This window comes from Microvirga terrae, assembly GCF_013307435.2.
GTDB classification, from domain to species: Bacteria; Pseudomonadota; Alphaproteobacteria; order Rhizobiales; family Beijerinckiaceae; genus Microvirga; species Microvirga terrae.
In genome coordinates this window covers 284,594-310,020 of the sequence record NZ_CP102845.1, presented here as the reverse complement: position 1 = coordinate 310,020, position 25,427 = coordinate 284,594, and the positions used below count along the sequence as shown (strand labels likewise).

Annotated in this window: 28 protein-coding genes; 10 read left to right on the top strand and 18 right to left on the bottom strand. The window is 67.3% G+C overall.

From position 1 onward, the window contains the following. Positions 1-11: 11 nt before the first annotated feature. The 5 genes from trmD to HPT29_RS01445 all read right to left on the bottom strand — a co-directional run bounded on the left by trmD (position 12) and on the right by HPT29_RS01445 (position 3,601). A complete protein-coding gene (gene trmD, locus HPT29_RS01465; protein ID WP_259060818.1) occupies positions 12-656 on the bottom strand; it encodes a tRNA (guanosine(37)-N1)-methyltransferase TrmD in 645 nt (214 codons plus the stop codon). 35 nt (positions 657-691) lie between these two features. Further along, positions 692-1,396 (bottom strand): ribosome maturation factor RimM, encoded by a 705-nt coding sequence (rimM, locus tag HPT29_RS01460; RefSeq protein WP_173947751.1) that lies wholly within the window; start codon positions 1,394-1,396, stop codon positions 692-694. A 5-nt stretch (positions 1,397-1,401) separates the two neighbouring features. Further along, positions 1,402-1,761, bottom strand: coding sequence for a 30S ribosomal protein S16 (gene rpsP, locus HPT29_RS01455; protein ID WP_173947752.1), 360 nt, complete (start codon positions 1,759-1,761; stop codon positions 1,402-1,404). Positions 1,762-1,835: 74 nt separating this feature from the next. Continuing rightward, positions 1,836-3,383, bottom strand: coding sequence for a signal recognition particle protein (gene ffh, locus HPT29_RS01450; RefSeq protein ID WP_173947753.1), 1,548 nt, complete (start codon positions 3,381-3,383; stop codon positions 1,836-1,838). A gap of 2 nt (positions 3,384-3,385) precedes the next feature. After that, positions 3,386-3,601 carry an eL24 family ribosomal protein gene (locus HPT29_RS01445; RefSeq protein ID WP_173947754.1) on the bottom strand — a complete coding sequence of 72 codons (216 nt, stop codon included), beginning with the start codon at positions 3,599-3,601 and terminating at the stop codon, positions 3,386-3,388. 390 nt (positions 3,602-3,991) lie between these two features. Between HPT29_RS01445 and HPT29_RS01440 the strand changes: the two genes are divergently transcribed. Then, a complete protein-coding gene (locus HPT29_RS01440; RefSeq protein ID WP_173947755.1) occupies positions 3,992-5,056 on the top strand; it encodes an MBL fold metallo-hydrolase in 1,065 nt (354 codons plus the stop codon). Here the strand turns inward: HPT29_RS01440 and HPT29_RS01435 are convergent. Further along, entirely contained in the window at positions 5,013-5,684 is a 672-nt protein-coding gene (locus HPT29_RS01435) for an HAD family hydrolase (protein ID WP_173947756.1), read from the bottom strand. The genes HPT29_RS01440 and HPT29_RS01435 overlap by 44 nt on opposite strands. Next, positions 5,681-6,412 carry a GyrI-like domain-containing protein gene (locus HPT29_RS01430; RefSeq protein WP_173947757.1) on the bottom strand — a complete coding sequence of 244 codons (732 nt, stop codon included), beginning with the start codon at positions 6,410-6,412 and terminating at the stop codon, positions 5,681-5,683. Before HPT29_RS01430 ends, HPT29_RS01435 begins: the two co-directional genes overlap by 4 nt. Before the next feature lie 233 nt (positions 6,413-6,645). On the opposite strand from HPT29_RS01430, the gene HPT29_RS01425 reads away from it, so the two are divergent. The 3 genes from HPT29_RS01425 to mtaB all read left to right on the top strand — a co-directional run bounded on the left by HPT29_RS01425 (position 6,646) and on the right by mtaB (position 9,598). Beyond that, positions 6,646-7,383: a sulfite exporter TauE/SafE family protein gene (locus HPT29_RS01425; RefSeq protein WP_173947758.1), complete on the top strand. Its 738-nt coding sequence runs from the start codon at positions 6,646-6,648 to the stop codon at positions 7,381-7,383. A gap of 77 nt (positions 7,384-7,460) precedes the next feature. After that, entirely contained in the window at positions 7,461-8,345 is an 885-nt protein-coding gene (dapF, locus tag HPT29_RS01420; protein ID WP_173947759.1) for a diaminopimelate epimerase, read from the top strand. Further along, positions 8,345-9,598, top strand: a complete 1,254-nt coding sequence (mtaB, locus tag HPT29_RS01415) for a tRNA (N(6)-L-threonylcarbamoyladenosine(37)-C(2))-methylthiotransferase MtaB (RefSeq protein WP_173947760.1) — start codon at positions 8,345-8,347, stop codon at positions 9,596-9,598. The genes dapF and mtaB overlap by 1 nt, the downstream gene beginning before the upstream one ends. Before the next feature lie 124 nt (positions 9,599-9,722). On the opposite strand, the gene HPT29_RS01410 is transcribed toward mtaB, so the two are convergent. Then, on the bottom strand, positions 9,723-10,421 hold the full coding sequence (locus HPT29_RS01410; protein ID WP_173947761.1) for an RluA family pseudouridine synthase: 699 nt from the start codon (positions 10,419-10,421) through the stop codon (positions 9,723-9,725). A 181-nt stretch (positions 10,422-10,602) separates the two neighbouring features. Between HPT29_RS01410 and ftsY the strand changes: the two genes are divergently transcribed. Together ftsY and HPT29_RS01400 are read left to right on the top strand one after the other, a co-directional pair. After that, positions 10,603-11,967, top strand: a complete 1,365-nt coding sequence (gene ftsY, locus HPT29_RS01405; RefSeq protein WP_173947762.1) for a signal recognition particle-docking protein FtsY — start codon at positions 10,603-10,605, stop codon at positions 11,965-11,967. After that, entirely contained in the window at positions 11,964-12,560 is a 597-nt protein-coding gene (locus tag HPT29_RS01400) for a septation protein A (RefSeq protein ID WP_173947763.1), read from the top strand. Before ftsY ends, HPT29_RS01400 begins: the two co-directional genes overlap by 4 nt. Positions 12,561-12,677: 117 nt before the next feature. Here the strand turns inward: HPT29_RS01400 and HPT29_RS01395 are convergent, their stop codons facing one another. Continuing rightward, positions 12,678-14,021 (bottom strand): adenylate/guanylate cyclase domain-containing protein, encoded by a 1,344-nt coding sequence (locus HPT29_RS01395; RefSeq protein ID WP_173947764.1) that lies wholly within the window; start codon positions 14,019-14,021, stop codon positions 12,678-12,680. Between the two features lie 136 nt (positions 14,022-14,157). Here HPT29_RS01395 and HPT29_RS01390 point away from each other — a divergent pair, with 136 nt between their 5' ends. Beyond that, positions 14,158-14,646, top strand: coding sequence for a YaiI/YqxD family protein (locus HPT29_RS01390; protein WP_173947765.1), 489 nt, complete (start codon positions 14,158-14,160; stop codon positions 14,644-14,646). Here the strand turns inward: HPT29_RS01390 and HPT29_RS01385 are convergent. The 3 genes from HPT29_RS01385 to HPT29_RS01375 are packed head-to-tail and all read right to left on the bottom strand — an operon-like array spanning position 14,612 to position 16,084. Continuing rightward, positions 14,612-15,190, bottom strand: a complete 579-nt coding sequence (locus HPT29_RS01385; protein WP_173947766.1) for a DsbE family thiol:disulfide interchange protein — start codon at positions 15,188-15,190, stop codon at positions 14,612-14,614. The two genes, HPT29_RS01390 and HPT29_RS01385, sit on opposite strands and share 35 nt — an antisense overlap. Continuing rightward, a complete protein-coding gene (gene ccmD / locus HPT29_RS01380; RefSeq protein ID WP_173947767.1) occupies positions 15,183-15,338 on the bottom strand; it encodes a heme exporter protein CcmD in 156 nt (51 codons plus the stop codon). The genes HPT29_RS01385 and ccmD overlap by 8 nt, the downstream gene beginning before the upstream one ends. A gap of 5 nt (positions 15,339-15,343) precedes the next feature. Further along, entirely contained in the window at positions 15,344-16,084 is a 741-nt protein-coding gene (locus tag HPT29_RS01375; RefSeq protein WP_173947768.1) for a heme ABC transporter permease, read from the bottom strand. A gap of 255 nt (positions 16,085-16,339) precedes the next feature. Between HPT29_RS01375 and HPT29_RS01370 the strand changes: the two genes are divergently transcribed. Next, a complete protein-coding gene (locus HPT29_RS01370; protein ID WP_173947769.1) occupies positions 16,340-17,326 on the top strand; it encodes a M23 family metallopeptidase in 987 nt (328 codons plus the stop codon). Here the strand turns inward: HPT29_RS01370 and HPT29_RS01365 are convergent. Both HPT29_RS01365 and HPT29_RS01360 read right to left on the bottom strand, forming a co-directional pair. Then, positions 17,310-17,675: an antibiotic biosynthesis monooxygenase family protein gene (locus tag HPT29_RS01365; RefSeq protein ID WP_173947770.1), complete on the bottom strand. Its 366-nt coding sequence runs from the start codon at positions 17,673-17,675 to the stop codon at positions 17,310-17,312. The genes HPT29_RS01370 and HPT29_RS01365 overlap by 17 nt on opposite strands. Further along, entirely contained in the window at positions 17,672-18,001 is a 330-nt protein-coding gene (locus HPT29_RS01360) for an NIPSNAP family protein (RefSeq protein ID WP_173947771.1), read from the bottom strand. Before HPT29_RS01360 ends, HPT29_RS01365 begins: the two co-directional genes overlap by 4 nt. Before the next feature lie 79 nt (positions 18,002-18,080). On the opposite strand from HPT29_RS01360, the gene HPT29_RS01355 reads away from it, so the two are divergent. Beyond that, a complete protein-coding gene (locus tag HPT29_RS01355; RefSeq protein WP_173947772.1) occupies positions 18,081-18,782 on the top strand; it encodes an ArsR/SmtB family transcription factor in 702 nt (233 codons plus the stop codon). Between the two features lie 3 nt (positions 18,783-18,785). Here the strand turns inward: HPT29_RS01355 and HPT29_RS01350 are convergent, their stop codons facing one another. From HPT29_RS01350 to ccmA, 3 genes are read right to left on the bottom strand one after another with little or no spacing between them, the layout of a single operon-like run. Then, positions 18,786-19,274, bottom strand: a complete 489-nt coding sequence (locus HPT29_RS01350) for a GNAT family N-acetyltransferase (protein WP_173947773.1) — start codon at positions 19,272-19,274, stop codon at positions 18,786-18,788. Positions 19,275-19,282: 8 nt separating this feature from the next. Next, positions 19,283-19,951: a heme exporter protein CcmB gene (ccmB, locus tag HPT29_RS01345; RefSeq protein WP_173947774.1), complete on the bottom strand. Its 669-nt coding sequence runs from the start codon at positions 19,949-19,951 to the stop codon at positions 19,283-19,285. After that, the gene (gene ccmA / locus HPT29_RS01340; RefSeq protein ID WP_173947775.1) at positions 19,948-20,583 is read right to left on the bottom strand and encodes a heme ABC exporter ATP-binding protein CcmA; all 636 of its coding nucleotides are present in this window, start codon (positions 20,581-20,583) and stop codon (positions 19,948-19,950) included. The genes ccmB and ccmA overlap by 4 nt, the downstream gene beginning before the upstream one ends. A 220-nt stretch (positions 20,584-20,803) precedes the next feature. On the opposite strand from ccmA, the gene acnA reads away from it, so the two are divergent. After that, complete coding sequence (gene acnA, locus HPT29_RS01335) at positions 20,804-23,509, top strand: aconitate hydratase AcnA (RefSeq protein WP_173947776.1); 2,706 nt, start codon at positions 20,804-20,806, stop codon at positions 23,507-23,509. Positions 23,510-23,637: 128 nt separating this feature from the next. Here the strand turns inward: acnA and HPT29_RS01330 are convergent, their stop codons facing one another. Then, a complete protein-coding gene (locus tag HPT29_RS01330) occupies positions 23,638-25,389 on the bottom strand; it encodes a hypothetical protein (RefSeq protein ID WP_259060404.1) in 1,752 nt (583 codons plus the stop codon). Positions 25,390-25,427 lie beyond the last annotated feature (38 nt).

Below are 25,427 nucleotides of genomic sequence, written 5' to 3'. Positions count from 1 at the left end.
CGCACGACGCGCTAGCGCTCCAGCAGATCCGGCCGGCGCTCGCGGGTGATCCGCTCCGATTCCTCACGACGCCAGCGCTCGATCAGGGCGTGGTTGCCGGAGAGCAGCACGTCCGGAATCGGCCGTCCCTCCCACTCGCGCGGCCGCGTGTAATGCGGATATTCGAGACGATTCGACTCGAAGCTCTCCTCGGTGCCGGAGGCCTCCTTGCCCATGACACCGGGCAACAGCCGCACGCAGGCATCGAGCACGATCATCGCGGCCATCTCGCCGCCGGAGAGCACGTAGTCGCCGATGGAGACTTCCGTCAGGCCGCGCGCCTCGATCACGCGCTCGTCCACGCCCTCGAAGCGCCCGCACACGATGACGACGCCGGGACCGGCCGCGAGCTCACGGACATGGGATTGTGTCAGCGGCCGTCCGCGTGGGCTCATGAGCAGCTTCGGGCGCGGATCGTCGGCCGGAACGTTGGCGTCGATCGCGGCGGCCAGCACGTCGCAGCGGATCACCATCCCGGGACCGCCGCCGGCCGGGCTGTCGTCGACCGTGCGATGACGGCCGAGGCCGTGGTCGCGGATGTTCCTCGCCGCAAGCGACCAGACGCCGCGCGCGAGCGCATCGCCCGACAGGGACATCCCGAGGGGGCCAGGGAACATGTCGGGATAGAGAGTCAGGACGGTGGCGGAAAAACTCACGCCTCGTCCTCGGGTGCGGATTTGGCCGGCTCGAACAGGTCGTCCGGCGGCACGGCCACGATACGCTTGCCCGCGACGTCCACCACCGGCACGAAGGCCTTGGTGAACGGCAGGAAAGCGGTCGGACCCTTGTGCGCCGGTGCGATCTCGAGAAGATCGCCGCCGCCGTAATTGGGCACGTCGATCACGGTGCCGATCACGTCGCCCGCTTCGGTTTGGACCGACAGACCAATCAGGTCGGCGAGCAGGAATTCGTCGTCCTCATCGGGCGGCGGAAGCTTGTCGCGCTCGACGAAAAGCTGCACGCGGTTGAGCGCCTCGGCGGCCTCGCGCGTGGTCACCCGGTCGACGACCGCGATGAGAAGATCGGGCGCGCCGCCGGGGGCGGGCCGCACGGACTTGAGAGAGAAGGTTTGGCCGTCGCCGGCGATCAGGGGCCTGTAGCCGGCGATCGCCTGCGGGGCGCCCGTATGGGATTTCAGCCGCACCTCGCCTTTCAGGCCATGGGCGCGACCGAACTCGCCCACGAGGACGAGATCGTCCCGAACGGGCGCAGGTTTCGGCTCTTCGCGGCGGGGAAGAGGTTTGGACGAGGGAGCCTGCGCGACCTTGGCTCGGTTGACGCCGGCACCCCCACCCCGGTCTTTTTCCAGTCCGGAAAAAGGCGAAGTGGAGCGCTGGTTGGAGCGCTCCTTCTTCATGGTGCTTACGCAGCCTCGCCTTCGCCGGCGGCAGCTGCGGCGGCCTTGGCGTCGGCGCGCTCCTGGGCCTTCTTGCCCGGGACGGCCTTCTGCGGGTTGTTGCGGGCCGGACGCTTCAGGAGGCCGGCGGCATCGAGGAAGCGCAGGACGCGGTCGGTCGGCTGGGCGCCCTTGGCGAGCCAGGCTTGGACCTTCTCGGTCTCGAGAACGACGCGGCCGGCATCGTCCTTCGGCTTCATCGGGTCGTAGGTGCCGACCTTCTCGATGAAGCGGCCATCGCGCGGGGAGCGCGAGTCGGCGACGACGATGCGGTAGTAGGGACGCTTCTTCGCACCACCACGGGTGAGACGGATCTTCAGGGACATGGGAAACTCCTTTTTGGTGTCCTGTGATCAAACTTCTTCCGATGCCATTCCCGCCTGGGCGGGGCTGACGAAACCTATTTCTTCTTCCCGAACGGGAAGCCGCCGATGCCGGGCAGGCCCGGGATCTTAGCCCCGCCCAGACCCGGCAGGCCGGGCATGCCCTTGGGCATGGCCGGAAGGCCGCCGGCGCCGCCCGGGAAATCGGGCAGCTTGCCGCCCATCTGCTTCTGCAGCGCCTCGATCTGCTCCGGCGTCGGCTGGGGCATGCCGCCTCCGCCGAGCCCGAACATCTTGCCGAGCGCTCCCGCCATGCCCTTGCCCTTGCCGCCGCCCATCATCTTCATGACGTCGGCCATCTGGCGGTGCATCTTCAGGAGCTTGTTGATCTCCTCGACCTTGGCGCCGGCGCCGGCCGCGATGCGCTTCTTGCGCGAGGCCTTGAGGATGTCCGGGTTGCGGCGCTCGGCCGGGGTCATGGAATCGATGATGGCGCGCTGGCGCTTGATGATCCGGTCGTCGAGATTGGCGTTCTCGAGCTGCGACTTCATCTTGGCTACGCCCGGCAGCATGCCGAGCATGCCGTTCAGGCCGCCGATCTTCTCCATCTGGGCGAGCTGGTCGCGCAGGTCCTCCAGGTCGAACTTGCCCTTGCGCATCTTCTCGGCCATGCGCTGGGCCTGCGCCTGGTCGAAGTTCTCGGCGGCCTTTTCGACCAGCGAGACGATGTCGCCCATGCCGAGGATGCGGTTGGCGACGCGGCTCGGGTGGAATTCCTCGAGTGCATCGACCTTTTCGCCCGTGCCGATGAGCTTGATCGGCTTGCCGGTGACGGCGCGCATGGACAAGGCCGCGCCGCCGCGGGCGTCGCCGTCCATCCTGGTGAGCACGATGCCCGTAACGCCGAGGCGCTGATCGAAGGCACGGGCGGTGTTGACCGCGTCCTGGCCGGTGAGCGCGTCGGCCACGAGGAGAACCTCGTGTGGGCCGGTGGCGGCGCGCACCTCGGCGGCCTCCACCATGAGCGCCTCGTCGACGGTCACGCGGCCGGCCGTGTCGAGCATCACCACGTCGTAGCCGCCGAGACGGGCGGCCTCCATGGCGCGGCGGGCGATCTGCACGGCCGACTGGCCGGCCACGATCGGCAGGGTGTCGACGTCGACCTGCTTGCCGAGCACGGCGAGCTGTTCCATGGCGGCCGGGCGGCGGGTGTCGAGCGAGGCCATGAGCACGCGACGGTTCTCGCGGTCCTTCAGGCGCCGTGCGATCTTGGCCGTGGTGGTCGTCTTGCCCGAGCCCTGGAGGCCGACCATGAGGATGCCGACGGGCGGAACCGCGTTCAGGTCGATGATTTCCGCGTCCGAGCCCAGCATCTCCACGAGCTGGTCATGGACGATCTTGACCACCTGCTGGCCCGGGGAGACGGACTTGACCACCTCGGCGCCGACCGCCCGGGAGCGCACCTTGTCGGTGAAGGAGCGCACCACCTCGAGGGCCACGTCGGCCTCGAGCAGGGCGCGGCGGACCTCACGCAGGGCCGCGTTGACGTCCTCCTCGGTGAGCGCGCCGCGGCGCGTCAGCGAGTCGAGGATGGTGGAAAGCTTCTCGGAAAGGCCTTCGAACATGATCACTCAATTCCTTTTGCGATGAGAGGTACATCGCTCTTCGCAAGGGCCTTTTCAAAGTGGTCGATCGCCGCCTTGAACTTGTCGCGGCAGCCGGGATTGCAGAATCCGACCACCTCGCCGCGATAGAGGGTGAGCGAATCCGCCGCGATCGGCTTCCCCGACCACGGGCAGGTCTCGTTGACCGCGTCCTCGATGCGCAATGCGTCGTCCGACATCCGTTCATCCTCATGCGTCGTGATCCGGCGAGTGCGGTCATGACGGCGTAAAGCAAACCCAAGGAGAAACGCGCCCGAGGGCGCATCGCGCTGTCGGACGTTGACCTCCAGCCTCGCGGGCTGGTCGGCGGCTCAGAAGGGCTCGCTCTACAGATTTGCGGTCAGCCCCTAAGGGGAAAAGACCAAGAAGTCAAGGAAAAGGCAGACGATGGAGGATCTTGAGGCTTCGATCGGCTGTCCTCCGGGATCACGCGAAGGCGAGTGTCCCTTCGCCACCAGCATGGGCCCGGCCATGACGCGGCGGATGGTCCGGTGGAACGGCACCGGGACCTCTTGCCGATCAGGCCCGCCGTCCCCACGCTTAAAGCTTCGCCGAGGATTCCTGCTTCCATGAACCGCCGCACCCTTCTCAAAGTCCTTGGGCTTCCTGTCGTGGCCGCAACCGGAGCCCTGGGCTGGATGACCGCCGCCCGGGCGACGAACCGCTATTACCAGGGGCCGGTCACCGACCATTTCGACGGGGTCCGGTTCTTCCTGGCGAACCAGCCGCAGGACAAAGGCTTCCTGGAGCTGGCCCGCTGGCAGCTCGGCGGCGGGCGCAAGGACTGGCCGGACAGCTTCCCGAGCCCGTTCCGGGACAAGCCCCCGGCCGAGGTGCGGGACCTGCGCTCGACCCTGATCGGCCACGCCTCGTTCCTGATCCAGGTAGCAGGGCTCAACATCCTGACCGATCCGGTGTTCTCGGAGCGCGCGAGCCCGGTCTCCTTCGCCGGGCCCAAGCGGGTCAACCCGCCGGGCATCGCCTTCGACGACCTGCCGCAGATCCATGCGGTGCTGATCACGCACAACCATTACGACCATCTCGACACGGACACCCTCGGCCGCCTCTGGCAGCGGTACCGCCCGACAGTGGTCGCGCCGCTCGGCAACGATGCGGTGATCCGGGCCGAGCACCCGGAGATCCCCGTGGAGACCCGGGATTGGGGCGGATCCTTCGATCTGGGGAACGGCGTCACGGCCCATGTCGAGCCCGCCTACCATTGGTCGGCGCGGGGCATCAACGACCGGCGCATGGCGCTCTGGTGCGCCTATGTGCTGACCACGCCGGCCGGCACGGTCTACCACGTCGGCGATACCGGCTTCGGCGACGGAAAAATCTTCCGGGCCGTGCGCGAGCGCTTCGGCAGGCCACGCCTCGCCCATCTGCCCATCGGGGCCTATGAGCCGCGCTGGTTCATGGAGCCGCAGCACATGAACCCGGAGGATGCCGTGAAGGTGCTGGAGATCATCGAGGCCGAGCAGGCGCTGGGCCACCATTGGGGCACGTTCCGGCTCACCAACGAAGGCGTCGACGAGCCGCCGCAGGAACTGGCGGCCGCCCTCCAGGTGGCCGAGATCCCGGAGGCCCGGTTCAGGCCGTTGCGGCCGGGCGAGGCGTGGCCCCCGTCAGCCTGAGGATCGGCGCTTCGAGCCCCTGCGGATCCTCCGCGAGGCAGGCCGCGCCCGCGTCCAGCAGCTCTTGCCGGGACCCGTAACCCCAGGTGACGCCGATGGCCGTGATGCCATTGGCCCTGGCCCCGAAGACGTCGTGCTCCCGGTCGCCGATCATGACGGCTCGAGCCGGATCGAAGCGCTCCTGCTCGACGAGGTGCCGGATGAGATCCCGCTTGTCGGCATTCCGGTTGTCGAGCTCGGAGCCGTAGATCGCGGTCAAGAACCGCGAGAGATCGAAATGGTCGAGGATCCGCCGCGCATAGACATGCGGCTTCGAGGTCGCGACAAAGAGGCGGACATCCTTCTCCCGAAGATCCTGGAGCAGATCCGGGATGCCGGCATAGACCTCGTTCTCGAACAGGCCGACGTCGCTGAACCGCTCCCGGTAGAGGCGCAGGGCCTCCGGGGCGTCCCCCGCTCCGCCCAGCAGCTTGGCGAAGCTTGCGATCAGCGGCGGGCCGATCATCCAGGTGAGGTCGTCGACGGCCGGGATGGGCTGTCCGAGCCGCTCGAGGGCGTATTGGATCGACCGGGTGATGCCCGTTTTGGGATCGGTCAGAGTCCCGTCGAGGTCGAAGAGCGCGATCACTCCTTGGGCTGAACGTAGATGTTCACCTCGAAATTGGTGTCCTGCGAATCGGTGAAATCACTCACGTATTCCTCGATGAACGCGTCCTTGGCGACGATCTCCTTGATGTCGAGATAGGCCGTGATCGTCTCGTAGGTGCCGTCGATCTCGTCATAGGCGTCCTTGTGCACGAAGCGGAAGGACTTGCCCTCCGGCGTCTTGCCGAACTTGATCTCGGGCGTGAGCTCGGTCTTGCCCTCCGGCACCCGGGCGATCGGCACCATCGCGTCGTACTTGAAACCGTCGTCGTCGGTGTCGACGAAGATCGTCACCGGCCGGCCCGCCGGCGCGATCCCGGCCTTCTTCAGCTCACCGTCGATCTTGGCGAAGGCATTTTTCAGATTGGTGAAGGCATCGTCCCAGGTGCTGGTGCCCGAGAGCACCACCGTGGGCTTCGACACCAGGACGCCCTCCTCCACACCGGACGGATCGCTCGGGTTTGGAAACAGGGTCGTGCGGCCCGCCTCCTGCGCGGGCGCAGGTGCGGCGGGAGCGGGAGCGGCCGGCGCGGGGGTGACCGGCGTCTGTGCGCCCTGCGCCTGCGGCACAGCTGGAGAAGGGGCCGGAGCGGCAGGAGCGGCCGGCGTCTCCGTGGCGGCCGGGGGGCTTGCTGGCGGGGGCGTCTGCGCGAGGGCGACGCCTGAGCAAAGGGCGAAAACGAGGAGAAGACCTGAAGAGCGCAGCCGCATGAGAAGGACGCCTTACCCGCGAATCAAGAAGAGAGACGGTGCAGCACCATAGGGGTGTTTTGTTGCAGCGGCGAGGCTGTCCGCGAGCTTCCATGGAGGACGGATTGCAGCAGGCCATCCCCTCATAAGCTGCACAAAAAATCCTCTGGCCGGGAGCCCCGGTCACTCTCGCAACGTCATGCCCTTGGCCTATGCTCAAGCCCCCGTTCGTCTCCGTCGAGGCTGCTCCAGGAATGGAAGACTTTCTGATCTTTGCGCTGATCGGCTTCGGAGCCCAGCTCGTCGACGGGGCGCTCGGCATGGCATTCGGGGTGCTGTCGACCACGAGCCTTCTCGCCTTCGGCGTGCCGCCCGCCACGGCCAGTGCCGTGACTCACGTGACGGAAATCTTCACCACCGCGGCCTCGGGCGCCTCGCACGTGCTCCACCGCAACGTGAACTGGCGCCTCGTGGCCCGACTCGCGCCGGCCGGCATGCTCGGCGGAGCCGTCGGGGCCTTCATCCTGTCCAGCATCGACGCGAAGACGATTCAGCCCCTGGTGTCCGCCTACCTGATGGCGATCGGCCTCTACATCACGTTCAAGGCGTTCCGCCCGCTCTGGCCCCGGGAGGTCCGGGACTGGATGGTGCCGTGGATCGGCGCCGGCGGTGGCCTGCTCGACGCCATGGGGGGCGGCGGCTGGGGCCCGGTCGTCACGAGCTCGCTGATCGGGCGCGGCCATGCCCCCCGGCAGGTGATCGGCTCCGCGAACCTGACGGAGTTCCTCGTCACATCCGTGGTGTCCGCCACCTTCATCCTCAACCTGGGCTGGTCGGAGCTGAGTTCGGCCGCAGGCCTCATCGTGGGCGGTGTGCTGGCGGCCCCGTTGGGCGGATTCGTGGTCAGCCGGGTGCCGACCCGGCCCCTGATGGTCGCGGTCGGCCTGCTCATCGTGGCGACCAGCATCCCCCGGATCGTGCAGGCCTTCTAGACGATATTGCCGCAGAATTGCCCAGACGCGCGCGACCCCTCTCGCGGTTTCGGGCATTTTGAGCCATATACGCCCCCATGAGTGCCCTTTCGAACAGCCGCTTCCTGAAAATGAACGGTCTCGGCAACGAGATCACCGTGCTCGACCTGCGCGGCTCCGCCCACCGCGTAAGCGCTTCGGAAGCGCGCGCCATCGCGGCCGACCCGCGCTCGCGCTTCGACCAGCTGATGGTGCTGCACGATCCGGTGACGCCGGGCACCGACGCCTATATGCGGATCTACAACACCGACGGCTCGGAATCCGGTGCCTGCGGCAACGGCACCCGCTGCGTCGCCTGGGCGATGACGACGGATCCGATCATGAGCCGCCCGGTCGAGGGTGACCTGGTGCTGGAAACCAAGGCCGGGCTGCTGCCGGTGGAGCGCGTCTCGGACACGGTCTTCACCGTCGACATGGGCCCGCCGCGCCTTGCCTGGAACGAGATTCCCCTGCGGGATCCTTTCCCCGATACCCGAACGATCGCCGTTGACACGACCCTGCCCGACGCACCCGAGCTGCGGGCCCCCTCGGCGGTCGGCATGGGCAATCCGCACGCGATCTTCTGGGTCGAGAACGCCCAGGCCTACGATCTTTCCGCCATCGGCCCGGTGTTCGAGCACGACCCGGCCTTCCCGGAGCGCGCCAACATCTCCTTCGCCCAGGTGACCGGCCCGGAACACATCAGCTTGCGGGTCTGGGAGCGGGGAGCGGGCGCCACCCGGGCCTGCGGGTCCGCGGCCTGCGCGACCCTCGTGGCGGCTTCCCGCAAGGGGCTGACAGGCCGCAAGGCCGTGATCGCGCTTCCCGGCGGCGACCTCGTCATCGAATGGCGGGAGAGCGACGACCATGTCCTGATGACCGGCCCGACCGAGCTGGAACACGAGGGCACCTTCTCCCCGTCCCTGTTCACCGAGGTGGCCTGATGGCGGTCGAGGTCGTCACCTTCGGCTGCCGGCTCAACACCTACGAGTCGGAGGCCATGCAGCGCCATGCGGAGGATGCGGGCCTCGGCGAGGTCGTGATCGTCAACACCTGCGCGGTGACCGCCGAGGCGACCCGCCAGGCGCGCCAGTCGATCCGCAAGCTCGCCCGCGAGAAGCCGGAAGCCCGCATCATCGTGACGGGCTGCGCCGCCCAGGTCGAGCCCGAAACCTTCGCGGCCATGCCGGAGGTCAGCCAGGTCGTCGGCAACCACGAGAAGATGAAGGCCGAGACCTGGACCGGAATGCGCGACTTCGGCTTAGGCGCGAGCGAGAAGGTCCTCGTCAACGACATCATGGCCGTGAAGGAAACCGCCGTGCACCTCATCGACGGCATGCGCGGGCGCACGCGCGCCTTCGTGCAGGTGCAGAACGGCTGCGACCACCGCTGCACCTTCTGCATCATCCCGTACGGCCGCGGCAATTCCCGCTCCGTGCCCATGGGAGCCGTGGTGGAGCAGGTGCGCACCCTCGTGGAGCACGGCTCCCGCGAGGTGGTGCTCACCGGCGTCGACATCACGAGCTACGGCCGGGACCTGCCCGGCGAGCCGAAGCTCGGCACCCTGGTGAAGGGCCTGCTGCGCCACGTGCCGGAGCTGGAGCGCCTGCGCATCTCGTCGATCGATTCCGTGGAGGCGGATGACGATCTCCTTGACGTGATCGCCGGCGAGAGCCGCCTGATGCCGCATCTGCATCTGTCGCTTCAGGCCGGCGACGACATGGTGCTCAAGCGCATGAAGCGCCGCCATCTGCGCAACGACGCCATCGCGTTCTGCGAACAGGTGAAGCGCCTTCGGCCCGACATGGTGTTCGGCGCCGACATCATCGCGGGGTTCCCGACCGAGACCGAGGAGATGTTCTCGCGCTCCCTCTCCATCGTGGACGAATGCGGTCTCACCCACCTCCACGTCTTTCCGTTCTCGCCCCGTCCCGGCACCCCGGCCGCACGCATGCCGCAGGTGGCGCGCGATGTGGTGAAGGACCGGGCACGGCGCCTGCGCGAGAAGGGCGAGGCCGCCCTGCTGAGGCATCTCGGCAGCGAGATCGGGGCGCGCCGCAACGTGCTGATCGAGACCAACCAGCTCGGCCGCACGGAAGGGTTCACCCTGGTGCGCTTCGACAGGCCCGTGACGCCGGGCGCGATCGTGCCGACCACGATCGCCGGCCACGACGGCAAGGACCTGCTGGCGGCCTAGGGTTCCCGTTCAGACCGATCGTCGTCATGGTCGGGCCTGTCCCGGCCATCCCGATCGCTCGAAGCGGGGCGTCTCACCGCATCGGGATCACCGGCACGAGGCCGGTGATGACACGTGGAGGATGTCAGGTCGGACGGCCCGCGCCGCCGACCAAGATGCCGCAAGCCTCCACCCGCTCCCGCATATGCTCCGGCACCGGCGCCTCGACGGTGATCGGCGTCTTCTTCGGATAGAGCGGCACGCTCACGCTGCGGGCGTGCAAATGCAGGCCCGGGCCGCCGAAGCGCGGGGCAGAGCCGTAGATGGGATCGCCCAGGATCGGAAAGTTCATCGCCGCGCAATGGACCCGCAGCTGATGGGTACGGCCGGTGACGGGTCGCAGCTCCAGGAGAGCCAAGCCCTCGCCCCGCCCCAGCACCCGCCACCGGGTCAGCGAGGGCTGGCCCTTGGGGTCCACCTTCATCCACCAGCCGCGGTCCGGCGATTTCGGCGCGAGCGCCAGGTCGATCTCGCCCTCGTCGTGCGGTCCGCCCTCGACCACGGCCCAGTACACCTTGTCGACCTCGTTCATGCGGAAAAGCTCGTTGAGGCGGGCGATGGCCTTGGGGTGGCGGCCGAGCACCAGGCAGCCCGATGTGTCCTTGTCGAGGCGGTGCGCGGCCTCCGGGCGGCGCGGCAGACCGAAGCGGAGGGCGTCGAGGTGATGGAACAGGGTTTCGCCGCCCTTGGGCCCGGGATGCACCGGCAGGCCGGCAGGCTTGTCGATCACGAGCATCAGGGCATCGCGATACAGCAATCGGCTTACTATCTCTTCCGCATTCATGAGGCCTCGACTAGAGCATCGGTTCCAAAAGTGGAACCCGCTTTTGGCATTGATCCGATGCTTACGCTTCATGCAGACGCATCGTTTGGTGCGGAAAACCGTTTTCCACTTTTCCGCACGATGCGCTATCGAGGCGGCAGCGCTCAATCAAGCACAAGAACGAAAAGGCACAGCAGCACCCATGGCTGACACCAAGCCCGACAAGCCCGGATTCCTCTCCCGTCTGTTCGGGCGCAAGGCCGAAACCCCTGCGGCGGCCCAGCCGGAGACGCAGCAGCCGGCGCCGGAGACGCCGCAGGCCGGAGGCCATCCCGAGACGATGCCCTCCCCGCCGGCGAACGCGGCGGACGACCTGACGGCCGCTCCTCCGACCGTGACGGAGGCCTCCCCTGATACGCCCGAGGAGGCCAAGGCGGCGCCGGAACTGGCCGGGGCGGACCTCCAGCCCGTGGAGGGTCTCGATCCCGAAGGCACCAACCCGCAGGAGCCGCTGCCGCGCATCCTGACCGAGACGGGCCCCGAACTGCGCCCCGACATCACGGCCGCGGACCTGCCGGCCCCCGACCCGGCGCCCGCCGAGGTGCTCCCTGATCCGGTCCCCGACGCTATGCCGGCAGCACCGCGCGGCTGGTGGCAGCGCCTGACGGACGGCATGCGCCGCACCTCCTCGTCCCTGTCGGACAGCGTCACCGGCCTCTTCACCAAGCGCAAGCTCGACGACGCGACCCTCGAGGAGCTCGAGGATGCCCTGGTCCAGGCGGATCTCGGCGTTCCGGCCGCCATGCGCATTACGGCGGCGATCGCATCGGGCCGCTACAACAAGGAGATCTCGCCCGGGGAGGTGAAGGCGATTCTCGCCAGCGAGGTCGAGAAGGCGCTCCAGCCGGTCGCCCAGGCGCTCGCCATCGACCGGACGAAGAAGCCCTTCGTGATCCTCATGATCGGCGTGAACGGGGCGGGCAAGACCACGACCATCGGCAAGCTGAGCCAGAAGTTCCGCCAGCAGGGCCTCAAGGTGATGCTCGCCGCCGGCGACACCTTCCGGGCCGCCGCCATCGAGCAGCTCAAGGTCTGGGGCGAGCGGGTCGGCGCGCCGGTTCTTGCCCGCGCGCAGGGCGCCGATGCGGCGGGCCTTGCCTATGACGCCCTGCAGGAGGCGAAGGCGAACGGCTCCGACGTGCTCCTCATCGACACGGCGGGCCGCCTGCAGAACAAGGCCGGGCTGATGGCGGAGCTGGAAAAGATCGTTCGCGTGGTCAAGAAGTTCGACCCGACCGCCCCCCACGCCACCCTCCTGGTGCTCGACGCGACGGTGGGCCAGAACGCCATCAGCCAGGTCGAGCTGTTCCAGAAGGCGGCCGGCGTGACGGGCCTCGTCATGACCAAGCTCGACGGCACGGCCCGCGGCGGCATCCTGGTGGCGCTCGCCGAAAAATTCCGCCTCCCCGTCCACTTCATCGGCGTGGGCGAAGGAGTCGAGGACCTGGAGCCTTTCACCGCACGGGATTTCGCAAAAGCCATTGCCGGGTTAGAAGCAACCTCATGACCGACGACAAGCGCCTCCCGCCCCTGCTCAAGCTCGCCCTCGAGCTCGGCCCGCTCGCCCTGTTCTTCCTCGGCAACGCCTATGGGGACCGGTTCGGCTTCCCGGAAGACCACCGCATCTTCGCCGCCACGGGGGTCTTCATCGTGGCGACCGTGATCGCGCTCGGCATCAGCTACGGGCTCACCCGCAAGCTGCCGATCATGCCGATGGTGTCGGGCATCGTCGTGGTGGTGTTCGGCGGGCTCACCCTGTTCCTGCAGGACGAGACCTTCATCAAGCTCAAGCCCACGATCGTGAACACCATGTTCGGGCTGGTGCTCCTCGGCGGCCTCTATTTCCGCAAGCCCCTGCTGCAGATCGTGCTCGACAGCGTGTTCGAGCTCGACGAGGAGGGCTGGCGCAAGCTGACGCTCCGCTGGGCCCTGTTCTTCTTCGCGCTCGCCGCGCTGAACGAGATCGTCTGGCGCACCCAGACCACGGATTTCTGGGTCAGCTTCAAGGTCTTCGGCATCATGCCGCTCACCATCGCGTTCGCGCTGGCGCAGACGCCGCTGCTGCTGCGGCACGAGATCAAGAAGGCGGAAGAGGTCTAACGCTACGCTCTTCCGTTATGGCCGGGCTTGTCCCGGCCATCCGATGCCTTCAAGCGCCATGCCTCGCCAATCGGGATCACCGGCCCAAGGCCGGTGATGACAAGGTGGTGCCGCCCCTCACCCGGCCGGCTTCATCAGCACCATCTTGCGCGTGACGCCCGGCAGCGGATCGCACGCGACCTCGGTCCAGTTGTCGTCCTCGCCGGCCGCCGTGACGGTTTCCTGCGAGGCCAGGAGCTCGCAGCCGGCGCCTTTCGTCGCCTGCTCGATGCGGGACGCGATGTTGACCGTCTCGCCCACCACGGTGAATTCGAGCCGGCTCTCGTCGCCCACCACGCCGCAGAACACGTCGCCCGTATGGATGCCGATGCCCAGGCGCACCGGCGGGTTGAAGCCGCGCTTGGCGTTCCAGCGCTCGATCAGGGTGAGAAGCGTGCGCCCGCAGGCGAGCGCCCGGCCGGCATCGTCCGGGCGCGCGCCCGGCACCCCGAAGAGGATGAGCGCTCCGTCGCCGGTGAACTTGTCGATGACGCCGCCATGGCGGCTCGCCGCCCTCAGGACCCGCCGCCGGAACGACGTGATGAAGACCGCAAGCTGCGCCGGCTCCATGGTCTCGCCGAAGGTGGTCGAGGCGCGGATGTCGACGAAGAGCAGCGTCACGGGGATGCGCCGTCCCTGGCGCAGGGACGCGAAGGCCTGGTCGGTGAGGATTGGCGCGAGCTCGCGCGGCAGGTAGCGGGTCAGCGTCACCCGCAGGGTGGTCTCGCGCACCGCCCGCTCCAGCATCAGCCGTCCCTGGCGCGCCACCAGGATCAGGATCAGGGCGGCGGCAAAGACCATGACGAGGCGGACCATGTTGGCCTGGGCGGAGAACACGCCGATGATCTCGGACAGGTCCTGCTGGCGCTCGGCGGGGCTCAAGTATCCGCTGCCGAAGGCGAGGAGCGACAGGCCGATCACATAGATGGCGGCCACGAAGGCCTGGAGCCGCGGCTGGTAGTGGATTGCCGCCGCCGCCATGGTGATGGGCACCACCCAGGCGACCGGAAAGACCGAGAAGAGGCTGCCGGGGATCCCCAGGCCCCAATGGGTGTAGGCCAGGTTTCCGAGAACCAGGCAGGCATCGAGGATGGCCGTGATGACCGGCAGCCTCTCGATGGCGATGCGCTTCGAGGCGAGCCAGGCGCCGGTCCAGCCGAGAGCGCCGAACAGCACCAGGGTCAGCTCCGCGGCCCAGATCTGCTTGAGCGCCATCGGGTTGGCGAGCTCGACGCTCGCCGTGGTGACCAGGACGGCCATGAGCAGCAGCCCGGCCGTGACCATGCGCGCGAGCCCGGCCCGTTGCAGGGCGCCGGTATCGGCTTCGCGGATCAGCCGGTGCGTGGCATCGCTCAGCACCGGGGTCGTGCGGAGGGAGTCGATCAGGCCCAGGGCGGCACGGATGCGGGATCGAGGGGTCACGGGTTCTTTTTGCTCCCGGAGGGGTTGATCTTGCAGGCCGACACGTGCCTCAACGCCGATGACCAAATGGTTACGCCGTCACGGCCTGCCGGGAGGACCCGGCGGCATCCCCGCATCCCACAGGAATATAGGGACCATGAGCGAGACGTTCCAACCGATCATCCTCTACGTGGATGCGGATGCCTGCCCGGTGAAGCCGGAGATCTACCGGGTCGCCGGGCGCCACGGGGTCAGGGTCTTCGTGGTGTCGAACGCCTTCCTGCAGGTCCCCCAGGATCCCCTGATCGAGCGGGTCGTGGTGAGCGCCGGGTTCGACGCGGCCGACAACTGGATCGCCGAGCGCGCCGGGCGCGGCGCCATCGTGATCACGGCCGACATCCCGCTGGCGAGCCGCTGCGTCAAGGCCGGCGCCGAGGTGATCGGCCCGACCGGAAAACCCTTCACGGAGTCCTCGGTCGGCATGGCGCTCGCCACCCGCAACCTGATGGAGGATCTGCGCGCCATGGGCGAGGTCACGGGCGGGCCGAGGCCGTTTTCGCAGAAGGACCGCTCGGCCTTCCTGTCGGCGCTCGACGTGGCGATCAACCGGCTCAAGCGCGCGGGATTTGTGCCAGGCGCTCCTTGAAGGCAGAAAAATTCTCGGGCGTCAGCGGCCCGATATGCTTGTACCGGATGGTGCCGTCGGGTCCGACGATGAAGGTCTCGGGAACGCCGTAGACGCCCCAGTCGATGGAGGCGCGGCCGTTCGGATCGACGCCCACGGCCGCGTAGGGGTTGCCGAGCGCCCCGAGGAAGCGGCGGGCGTTGTCCGGATTGTCCTTCTGGTTGATCCCGACCACGCGGACCGAGGGATTCTTTGCCAGCTCTACCAGCAGCGGGTGCTCCTGCCGGCAGGGCGCGCACCAGGACGCCCAGACGTTCACCACCGTGACGCGGCCCTTCAGATCCTGGTTCGAGAAGCCGGGTACCGGCCGACCATTGGCCTGAAGGCCTTCGAGCGGCGCCAGATCGAAGATCGGGACGGGCTTGTCGATCAGGACCGAGGGAACCTCGGCCGGGTTGCGGCCGGAGATCAGCTGCACACCGAACAGCCCCACCAGGGCGACGAAGATGAGGGCGGGCAGCAGGAAGAGGAAGCGGGAGCGCGGGCGTTCGGCGGCTTCAGCCACGGCGGGACCTCCGGCCGATGCCGCGGGCTTCGAGCTCGGCCAGCGCGCGGACCTGGATGCGGTGATCGATGACCGCGCGCAGGATCAGGCCGGTCACCACGAGGGCCGTCAGGATGTAGGAGAACGCGATGAAGAACGTGTGCGACATGGGCGTCAGGCCGCCTGTGCGTCGAGGCGCTCGGCCTCGAGGATGGTGAGCGTGCGCACCCGGCGGCGCAGGATCTCCGTGCGCATGCCCGACAGGTGCAGGGCGATTCCCAGCAGGGTGAAGGCCGCGGCCATGACCAGGAGCGGCACGAGCATGGAGGAATGGATCGTCGGCCCGCCGAGGCGGAACACGGAGGCCGGCTGGTGCAGGGTGTTCCACCAGTCGACGGAGAATTTCACGATCGGCACGTTCACGGCCCCTACCAGGGTCAGGATCGACACCGCGCGGGCCGCCCGGTTGGGCTCCTCGATGGCGCGCCAGAGCGCGAGAATGCCGAGATAGATCAGCAGCATCACCAGCATGGAGGTCAGCCGCGCGTCCCATTGCCAGTAGGTGCCCCACATGGGCTTGCCCCAGAGCGACCCGGTGACGAGGCAGATCAGCGTGAACGCCGCCCCGATGGGCGCGGCCGCCTTCTGCGACACGTCCGCCAGCGGATGGCGCCAGACGAGCGTGCCGAGCGCCGAGGACGCCATGATCATGTAGAAGAACAGGGACAGCCAGGCCGCCGGGACATGGATGTACATGATCTTGACCGTCTCGCCCTGCTGGTAATCGGCGGGCGCCGTGAACCAGACCATGTAGAGCCCGGCCGCCATGAGAAGCGCCGTGAGACCGCCCACCCACGGCAGCAGCGTGCCGCTGAGGCTCATGAAGCGGGTCGGATTGGCAAGGTCTCGGATCATGGTGTCGATTTAGCGGTCCAGGGCTGCGCCTGCAACGGAGACATCGCCGCAAGCCGCATAACGTTTTCGCCAGAACCAGGCTTTTAGAGGCTTCGCGCTCCATCGCCATTCCGGAAATATGCGTAGGAGCTTGGCATTATCGTCCCTAGGCGTCATTACCGGCTCGTGCCGGTGATGACGTGAGCGTGAGATCCTGTCGCCCTTCATCAGCCTTCATGGCGACCTATATCCCGGCATCGATGTTGCGGAGCGATCATGCGTCTGGGACCTTCAAGCCTCGTCGGCCTCGCCCTGGCTCTTCCCGCCGCCGCGCAGGAGATCAGCTTGCGCCTGCCGGTCACCTGCGAGATCGGACGTACCTGCTTCATCCAGCATTACGTGGATCGGGACCCCTCGCCGGCCGCGAGCGACTACCAATGCGGCACCCTCACCTACGACACCCATGACGGGACCGACATCCGCGTGCCGACCATGGCGGCGCAGAAGGCCGGGATCGACGTGGTCGCGGCCGCCGACGGAAAGGTGGCCAGCACCCGCGAGGGCGTTGCCGACGTGGCCGTGACCCCGCAGACCCGCGAGGCGATCAGCCGGATCGGCTGCGGCAACGCAGTGGTGATCGATCACGGCAACGGCTGGCGCACGGCCTATTGCCACATGGCGAAAGGCAGCGTCACAGTGCGCTCGGGCCAGGAGGTGAAGGCCGGCGACAGGATCGGCCGGATCGGCCTGTCCGGACTGACCGAATTCCCGCATCTGCATTTCACGCTGATCAAAGACGGCAAGCCGGTCGATCCCTTCGCATACGGGGCGCCGGAGAAATCCTGCGGCGGCGGCACGTCGCTGTGGGAGGCCTCGCTCCAGCGCGCGCTCGCCTATCAGGGCGGCAGCGTCCTCAACAAGGGCTTCGCCCCGGGGCCGGTGACCATGGAGGCGATCGAATCCGGCGCCGCCGACCAGGACACGCCCACGACCCGGTCGCCGGCGCTCGTGGCCTATGTGCGGGCCATCGGGTTGAAAGGCGGCGATGTCCAGACCCTCACCCTGTTCGATCCCGACGGCAAGCCGCTCGCCCAGAACAAGGCGCCGCCCCTCGACCGCGACAAGGCCCAGTGGATGGCCTTCTCGGGCGTGAAGCAGCCGCCCGGCGGCTTCCGGCCGGGCCTCTACCGCGCCGTCTACCGGGTCGAGCGGGACGGCAAGCCGGCCATCGAGCAGGCCTTCGGGATCAGCCTTCGGCCGTGAGCCCATCATGAACCGCGCGGCTGTCCGTCGGCGCCTCGGCGCGTTCGTTCAGGCCATAATCGCGGATCACCGCGGCGACGCGCAGGCGGTAGTCCCTGAAGGTGCCGGCGCGGCCGGCCTCTTGAGTCGCCCGATGAGACGGGAGGTTGCGCCAGGCCCGCACCGCCTCCTCGTCGCGCCAGAACGACAGCGACAGCATCTTGCCCGGCTCGGTCAGGCTCTGGAAGCGCTCGACCGAGATGAAGCCGTCCATGGCCGTGAGGTCGGAGCGCAGGGCGGCCGCAAGGCCGAGGTAATGCTGCCGTCCATCCTCTCCGTCCGGCCAGACCTCGAAGATCACCGCAATCATGGCTTGATCAGCTCCGCGTGAGGGGCCGAGGCCAACCGGAGAAAGATCCGGTCTTCCCGGCGGATGAATTGTTCCCGTTTCGCAAACTCGTAATTGGCCCGTCCCATTGGATCATCGCGCAGGCGCTCGCGATAGGCCTCGTATTCGGCGAGGCTCCGAATGGTGTAGACCCCATAGGCCGTGGTGGCGGAGCCCTCGTGCGGGGCGTAGTAGCCGATGAGATCCGCCCCGCAGCGGGGGATGGCCTGGCCCCAGTTGCGGGCATATTCGTTGAACGCCTCCTTCCTGAAGGGATCGATCTCGTAGCGGATGAAGCAGGTGATCATGGTTGCAGCCGTCCTGTTGCCGAAGACCCGTCCTTCTTAGCCGATTGATCGACACCAATGGTTCGGCTATGATCGAAGTATGAAAGAAGGTCCCGTCATCGCGTCCGTGGCCGCCCTGCTGGGCGATCCGGCCCGTGCCAACATCCTCACCGCCCTGATGGACGGCCGGGCATTGACCGTGAGCGAGCTCGCGCGAGCCGCCGGCGTCACCCTCCAGACCGCGAGCGGCCATCTCGCCAAGCTCGACGCGGCTAACCTTCTGATCGCCGAAAAGCAGGGACGGCACCGCTATTTCCGGCTTTCGGGGCCCGATGTGGCGCAGGTCCTGGAAGCCCTGATGGGCCTGGCCCAGCGCACGGGAGCGACCCGGGTCAGAACCGGCCCGAAGGATGCGGCCTTGCGCTCGGCCCGGATCTGCTACGACCATCTCGCCGGCGAGCGCGGCGTCGCGCTGCTGAATGGTGCCCGGCGGCAGGGCCTGATCGCGGGCGGGCAGGATCTCGCGCTCACGGACAAGGGCCGCACCTTCTTCGCGGATTTCGGCATCGATCTGACCAAGCTGGAAAAAGGCCGCCGCCCCGTGTGCCGGGCCTGCCTCGACTGGAGCGAGCGGCACAGCCATCTCGGCGGTGCGCTCGGCGCCGCAATCCTCGACCGGCTGATCGAGAAGCAATGGGTCCGGCGGGATGCGGGCCGCGTCCTCACCTTCACCTGCGAGGGCGCCGAGGGGTTCGACGCCCTGTTCGGGCGGGTCCCCGACGAGGACACACGGGCTGCCTGACGGTCAGGAGAGCCGATAGGACTCGACTTCGTCGAACCCGAGCGAGCGGTAAAGCCGCAGGGCCCCGGAGGGGTTGTCGGCGTCGACCTTGAGATCCACGAAGGCGGCTCCGCGACCCTGCAGGGCTCGGAAGGCCTGGCGCAGCAGGGCTGATCCCAGGCCCTGCCGGCGCATGGCCGGCGCGACCGCGAGGTCCTTCACGAAAGCGCTCGTCCAGCACTGCGCCACGCCGACGATCTCGTCCTGCGCGTTCACCGCGACGACGACCAGGGCCGGATCGAATTCGGAATCGTCTCGCAGGCTCGGCCACCAGATCGTGAAGGGCTCCACATAGCCGCCCCCGCGGGAATAGGCTTCCACGAGCAGCGCGTGAACCTGCCTCGCATGACGGTCCGGCTCGAACGGAACCGGCCGGATCCCGGCCGGCCAGACAGGCTCCGGCAGGGGCCCTGTCAGAGCGCGGCGCAGGCGCAGGACGAGACGGTCTCCCATCGGCCTGCCTACTCCCCCGAGCGCAGGGCGGCGGCGGCCCCGACCGTGCCGACGACGGCCGCGATCAGCGACAGGGCGATCAGGATCAGGAATGGGGTCGCGAAGGGAATCGTCCCGCCCAGCGCCGCATTGGCGGCCGAAACCCCGAAGATGAGGGTCGGGATCATGAAGGGCACGACCAGGATCGCCAGGATCAGGCCGCCGCGCCGCAACGAGGCGGTCAGAGCCGCACCGACCGCTCCGATGAAGGTGAGCGCGGGCGTCCCCACCAGCAGGGTCGCCACCATGGCGAGCATGCCCTCCGGCGAGAGCGCGACCAGGAGACCGAGGAAGGGCGCGGCGACCGCGAGCGGCAGGCCGGTGACGAGCCAATAGGCCACGACCTTCGCCAGCACGACCACCTCCATGGGCGCATGCGACAGGCGCAGGAGATCGAGGGATCCGTCCTCCTGATCGGCCTGGAACAGGCGGTCGAGGCCGATCAGGGTGGCGAGCAGGGCGGCGATCCAGAGAATCGCCGGGCCGATGCGCGAGAGCAGGTTGAGATCGGGCCCGAGCGCGAAGGGGATGAGCGTCACGATCATCAGGAAGAAGATGAGGCCCATGACGCCCGACCCGCCCACGCGCGCGGCGAGCTTCAGGTCGCGGACCAGGAGGGCGCGGAAGGAGCGAATCATGCGGGCTCCTCGTCCAGTTCTTCAACGCGCGGAGACCTGCGCTCGATCCGGATCTCCTTGGAATCCGTCAGGAACAGGGGCGAGTGGGTCGTGGCCGCGATCATGCCGCCGCTTCCCCGATGCTGCTCGAGGAGGAGGCGCAGAATGTCCTGGGAGGCGGTGTCGAGGGCCGAGGTCGGCTCGTCGAGGAGCCAGAGAGGCCGGTGCGCCACCAGGAGGCGGGCAAGCGCCACCCGGCGGCGCTGCCCGGCCGAGAGATAGGCCACCGGCAGGCGGGCCGCATGGGCGAGGCCCACGGCCTCCAGGGCCTCGGGGGGCTTCATCGCGGGACTGCCGAGAAAGTCGCGGGCGAAGGCGAGGTTCTCCTGGGCCGTGAGCGCCGCCTTGAGGGCATCGCGATGCCCCACGTAGTGCAGGCATTCGGCCAAGGTCCGCTCGCCCGCCTGCTCGAGGAGAATCACCCCGGCGGCCGGACGCAGGCGGCCGGCCAGGATCTCGAGGAGCGAGGACTTGCCGGCCCCGTTGCGGCCGGTGATCACCAGGGCCTCGCCGGCCCGCAGGGTGAACGAGACGCCCTCGAAGATCCGGCGCTCCCCCCGCTCGCAGGCCAAATTGTTAACGCTCAGACGCAAACCCGAAGACCTCTGCCCTGATTGCACCCCGGAATGGTTCTAATCCGTGTAGCGGGATGGTTCGAAATGATCTATAGCACCCCTGGCTGCGCCGCGCGCCAAGGCGTCCAATCCGCCTCGCGCGCTTTCTCCCCTGTCCGGGCGCCCCCGGAGCGGCGCGCGCTTATCGCGCTTTCGGCCGAACACATGTTCGTAACCCAAATGCACGCGAGGATTCGCCGTGACGCTCAACAACAGCTTCAATGCTCGCCAGACCCTCAAAGTCGGTGACAAGTCCTACACCTATTACTCCCTCGTGGAGGCCGAGAAGAACGGCCTCACGGGCGCCTCGAAGCTGCCCTTCTCCATGAAGGTGCTGCTCGAGAACCTGCTCCGCTACGAGGACGGCCGCACGGTCACCAAGGCCGATATCGAGGCCGTGGCCGCCTGGCTCGACAACCGGGGCAAGGACGAGAAGGAAATCGCCTACCGCCCGGCCCGCGTCCTGATGCAGGACTTCACCGGCGTTCCGGCCGTGGTGGATCTCGCCGCCATGCGCGACGCCATGAAGAACCTCGGCGGCGACCCGCGCAAGATCAACCCGCTCGTGCCCGTCGACCTGGTCATCGACCATTCGGTGATCGTGGACGAGTTCGGCACCCCGAAGGCCTTCGACCGCAACGTGGAGCTGGAATACCAGCGCAACGGCGAGCGCTACCGCTTCCTCAAGTGGGGCCAGACCGCCTTCGAGAACTTCTCCGTCGTGCCCCCGGGCACCGGCATCTGCCACCAGGTGAACCTGGAATTCCTGTCGCAGGCCGTCTGGACCCGCAAGGACACGGCGACCGGCGAGGAGACCGCCTATCCGGACACCCTGGTGGGCACCGATTCGCACACCACCATGGTCAACGGCCTCGCGGTCCTGGGCTGGGGCGTGGGCGGCATCGAGGCGGAGGCCGCCATGCTGGGCCAGCCGGTCTCCATGCTGATCCCCGAGGTGATCGGCTTCAAGCTCACCGGCAGGCTCAAGGAAGGCGTGACCGCCACCGACCTGGTGCTCACGGTCACCCAGATGCTGCGCAAGAAGGGCGTGGTCGGCAAGTTCGTGGAATTCTACGGCCCCGGTCTCAACGACATGTCGGTCGCCGACCGCGCCACCATCGGCAACATGGCGCCCGAATACGGCGCGACCTGCGGGTTCTTCCCGATCGACGACAAGACCATCGCGTATCTGCGCACCACCAGCCGCACGGACGAGCGCGTCGCCCTCGTCGAGGCCTACGCCAAGGCGCAGGGCATGTGGCGCACGGCCGAGACGCCGGACCCGGTCTTCACCGACAGCCTCGAGCTCGACCTGAACGACGTGGTTCCCTCGCTGGCCGGCCCGAAGCGCCCGCAGGACCGCGTGACGCTCGACACCTCCAAGACCGAGTTCCTCGGCGCCATGGAGAAGGAGTTCCGCAAGGCCGGCGAGATCGGCAAGCGCGTGAAGGTGGAGGACGCCAACTACGATCTCGGCCATGGCGACGTGGTGATCGCGGCGATCACCTCCTGCACCAACACCTCGAACCCGAGCGTGATGATCGGCGCAGGGCTCCTCGCCCGCAACGCGGTCGCCAAGGGCCTGACCTCCAAGCCGTGGGTGAAGACCTCGCTCGCGCCCGGATCGCAGATCGTCGAGGAATACTTCAGGAAGGCCGGCCTCCAGGGCGACCTGGATGCGCTGGGCTTCAACCTCGTCGGCTTCGGCTGCACCACCTGCATCGGCAATTCGGGCCCGCTGCCGGAGAACGTCTCGAAGGCTATCAACGACAACGACCTCGTGGCCGTGTCGGTGCTCTCGGGCAACCGTAACTTCGAAGGCCGCGTGAACCCGGACGTGCGCGCGAACTATCTCGCCTCGCCCCCGCTGGTGGTGGCCTACGCTCTCGCCGGCTCCATGCTGGTGGATCTCACCACGGATCCGCTCGGCACGGGTTCGGACGGCCAGCCGGTCTACCTCAAGGACATCTGGCCCTCCTCGGCCGAGGTGCAGGATTTCATCGACCGCACGATCACGAGCGAGCTGTTCAAGTCGCGCTACGCCGACGTGTTCTCGGGCGACGAGAACTGGAAGAAGGTCACCTTCGAGCCGGGCCTCACCTACGAGTGGCCTGCGGGATCCACCTACGTGCAGAACCCGCCCTATTTCGAGGGCATGACCAAGGATCCGAAGCCGGTCACGGACATCGTGAACGCCCGCATCCTCGGTCTCTTCCAGGACTCGATCACCACCGACCACATCTCGCCCGCGGGCAACATCCGGGCGGCCTCGCCGGCCGGTGAATACCTGCAGTCGCACCAGGTGCGCGTCGCCGACTTCAACCAGTACGGCACCCGTCGCGGCAACCACGAGGTCATGATGCGCGGCACCTTCGCCAACATCCGCATCAAGAACCAGATGGTGAAGGACGAGAGCGGCCACGTGGTCGAGGGCGGCTACACCATCCACCAGCCCTCCGGCGAGCGGATGTTCATCTACGACGCCGCCATGCGCTACAAGGACGAGGGCGTTCCGCTCGTCGTTCTGGCCGGCAAGGAATACGGCACCGGCTCGTCCCGCGACTGGGCGGCCAAGGGCACGGTCCTGCTCGGCGTGCGCGCGGTGATCGCCGAGAGCTTCGAGCGCATCCACCGCTCGAACCTGGTCGGCATGGGCGTGGCCCCGTTCGTGTTCGAGCAGGGCACGTCCTGGGAGACGCTCGGCCTGAAGGGCGACGAGACCATCACGATCAAGGGTCTCGCCGGCGAGCTGAAGCCGCGCCAGCGCATGGAGATGGAAGTCACCTCGGCCGACGGCTCGGTGCGCAAGGTGCCGGTGCATTGCCGCATCGATACGCTCGAGGAGGTCGAGTACTTCCGCAACGGCGGCATCCTGCACTACGTCCTGCGCCAGCTCGCGGCGTAAGATACGCGACGAAAAAGGCGCCCGCTCTTCGGATGAGGAGCGGGCGCCTTTTTCATTACTGACTGTCCCAGAGAGATCCGTCACGCCGTGCAGGGAAAGCGCATCGGTACAACCCGGGGGTGACGCCCTCATATACGCCCGGGCAGGCGCCGCAGAATGGCCGATCTGAAAGCCTCTAAGGTGGATGGTCGACGGATATCCTCTCGAGCGAGGCCTGACAGCTCCCCCGCAAGGATCACGTGCGATACGGAGCAACCTTCGACAGGATGGGAGAAGCGCCCCTTCCGCGCCGCTTCTTCCACGACAGCCTTGGCCTCTTCCAGATAGCTTCTTGGAAAGAAGCCTGTTCTGCCCATGGTGTCGTAATGCGAGAGAAAATCATCCCGAAGCAGGTGGAGTGCTTTCTGTTTCGTGAAATCCCCACTGGCCGCATGCTCTGACGCCGCTGCGAAGACCCGCCCGCTCGTGCGGGCAGAGCCGATGGCATCCGAGGCGTCGATCACCTCGTCAAAATGACTCGCAACGAAGGACTTTTTCGGAGTGTCGAAAGGCATGGATGCGAGTTCGCGGCTCGCATTGATGAGGATATCGGCGACGACCTGTCTGCGGTCGAGCTGATCAGGGGTGCATAGGGACGACGTTCTCCTCAAGGAGGCGCTGGAGAGAGGCGAAAGCAGGTTCGTGTATTGCGGCGTGCGACCGCCATGACATCGATCCCGAAAATGCCGGTAGTGCAGGACCAGGGGATCGACAGAAACCTCAGGTCCTTGTTGCAGGAACGCGAGATCCTCGGCGATGGCGTTCTTCAGCGTCCTGAAATGAGCAGCGGAAGGAATATGGTTTCGGTGAAGCGCGAGGAACCTGTCCAATCCGATGTCGGGGTAAAAGCGCCGATGCCCCTCGCCGCCGGAGCCCCCGAAGACGATTGAGGTCGGAACCGGGCGCCTTCGCGGGAAATAGCTAGGCGCATAGACTCCGAGGCAGAGCGACTTCCATTTTTCGTAGGCTTCGACGAGTCCGAGCAGTGGGGGGCTGCGCCGGTCGTCGCTCCACGTCATGAAGCGCAGGTGAAATCTTTCCGCAATCTCGCGCGCGACCGCAAAATCGTTCGTTTGACCTTCGTTGCTCGTGAAATTGATCCGCCGGATCGAATCGACCCCGACCAGCCGGGCCGCCGCGAGCATCAGGGCCAGTACGGCCCGTGAATCCTGGCCTCCCGTCAGTTCACTGCTCATGGACAAATCCGATTGGAGCACCGTGGCCATGCGGCCGACCCACAATCTTAGATACTCGCGCAACGCCGCACCGTAGCGGGTCTCTCCTTGCGCCATCCGGGTGGCGGGCGTTAGCCGCAAAGTCGGGTTGCTCTTGAGGGAGACCCGAGGGACGACAACTTCCATCGTCGCGGGAACCAGCCGGATTTCCTTCACGCTGGTGCGCAGGGACGTGAGTTGATTTCCGAACGCTCCCTTGATGAAGAAGCTGGCCAGATGGCTTTCGTCGATGGTGACCGGCAACCCTTTGGCTGCGGCGAAGCGTGCCGTTTCGATGAGCGAGTTGGAGAGAATCCAATGGTCGGCATGCTGGTAGAGAAAGAGCTTGTGATAGCCGCTGAAGTCGGTCCCTATGACGGTCTCGCGTTCCGTGCTGTTGGCGACGATGTAGGCGCCGTCCTGGCCCGCCTGAATCGTGGCGTTCCTGACAGCGCGGTACCGCGCGTATCCCCCATCGGCAAGGATGAGATCCTCGTCTTGCCAGCAGGTCCCATGCAGATAATGCTGCGGCATCGGATCAAGGCTGGAGATCAGGAAATGATGGGGGACCACTTTTAGATCCTGCATGGGCTGTAGTTTGAAGCACCGTAAGCGACCGCGAACCAATGAGCCCGCCCCTGCGAGGGGGCGGGCTTTTCCTCGAC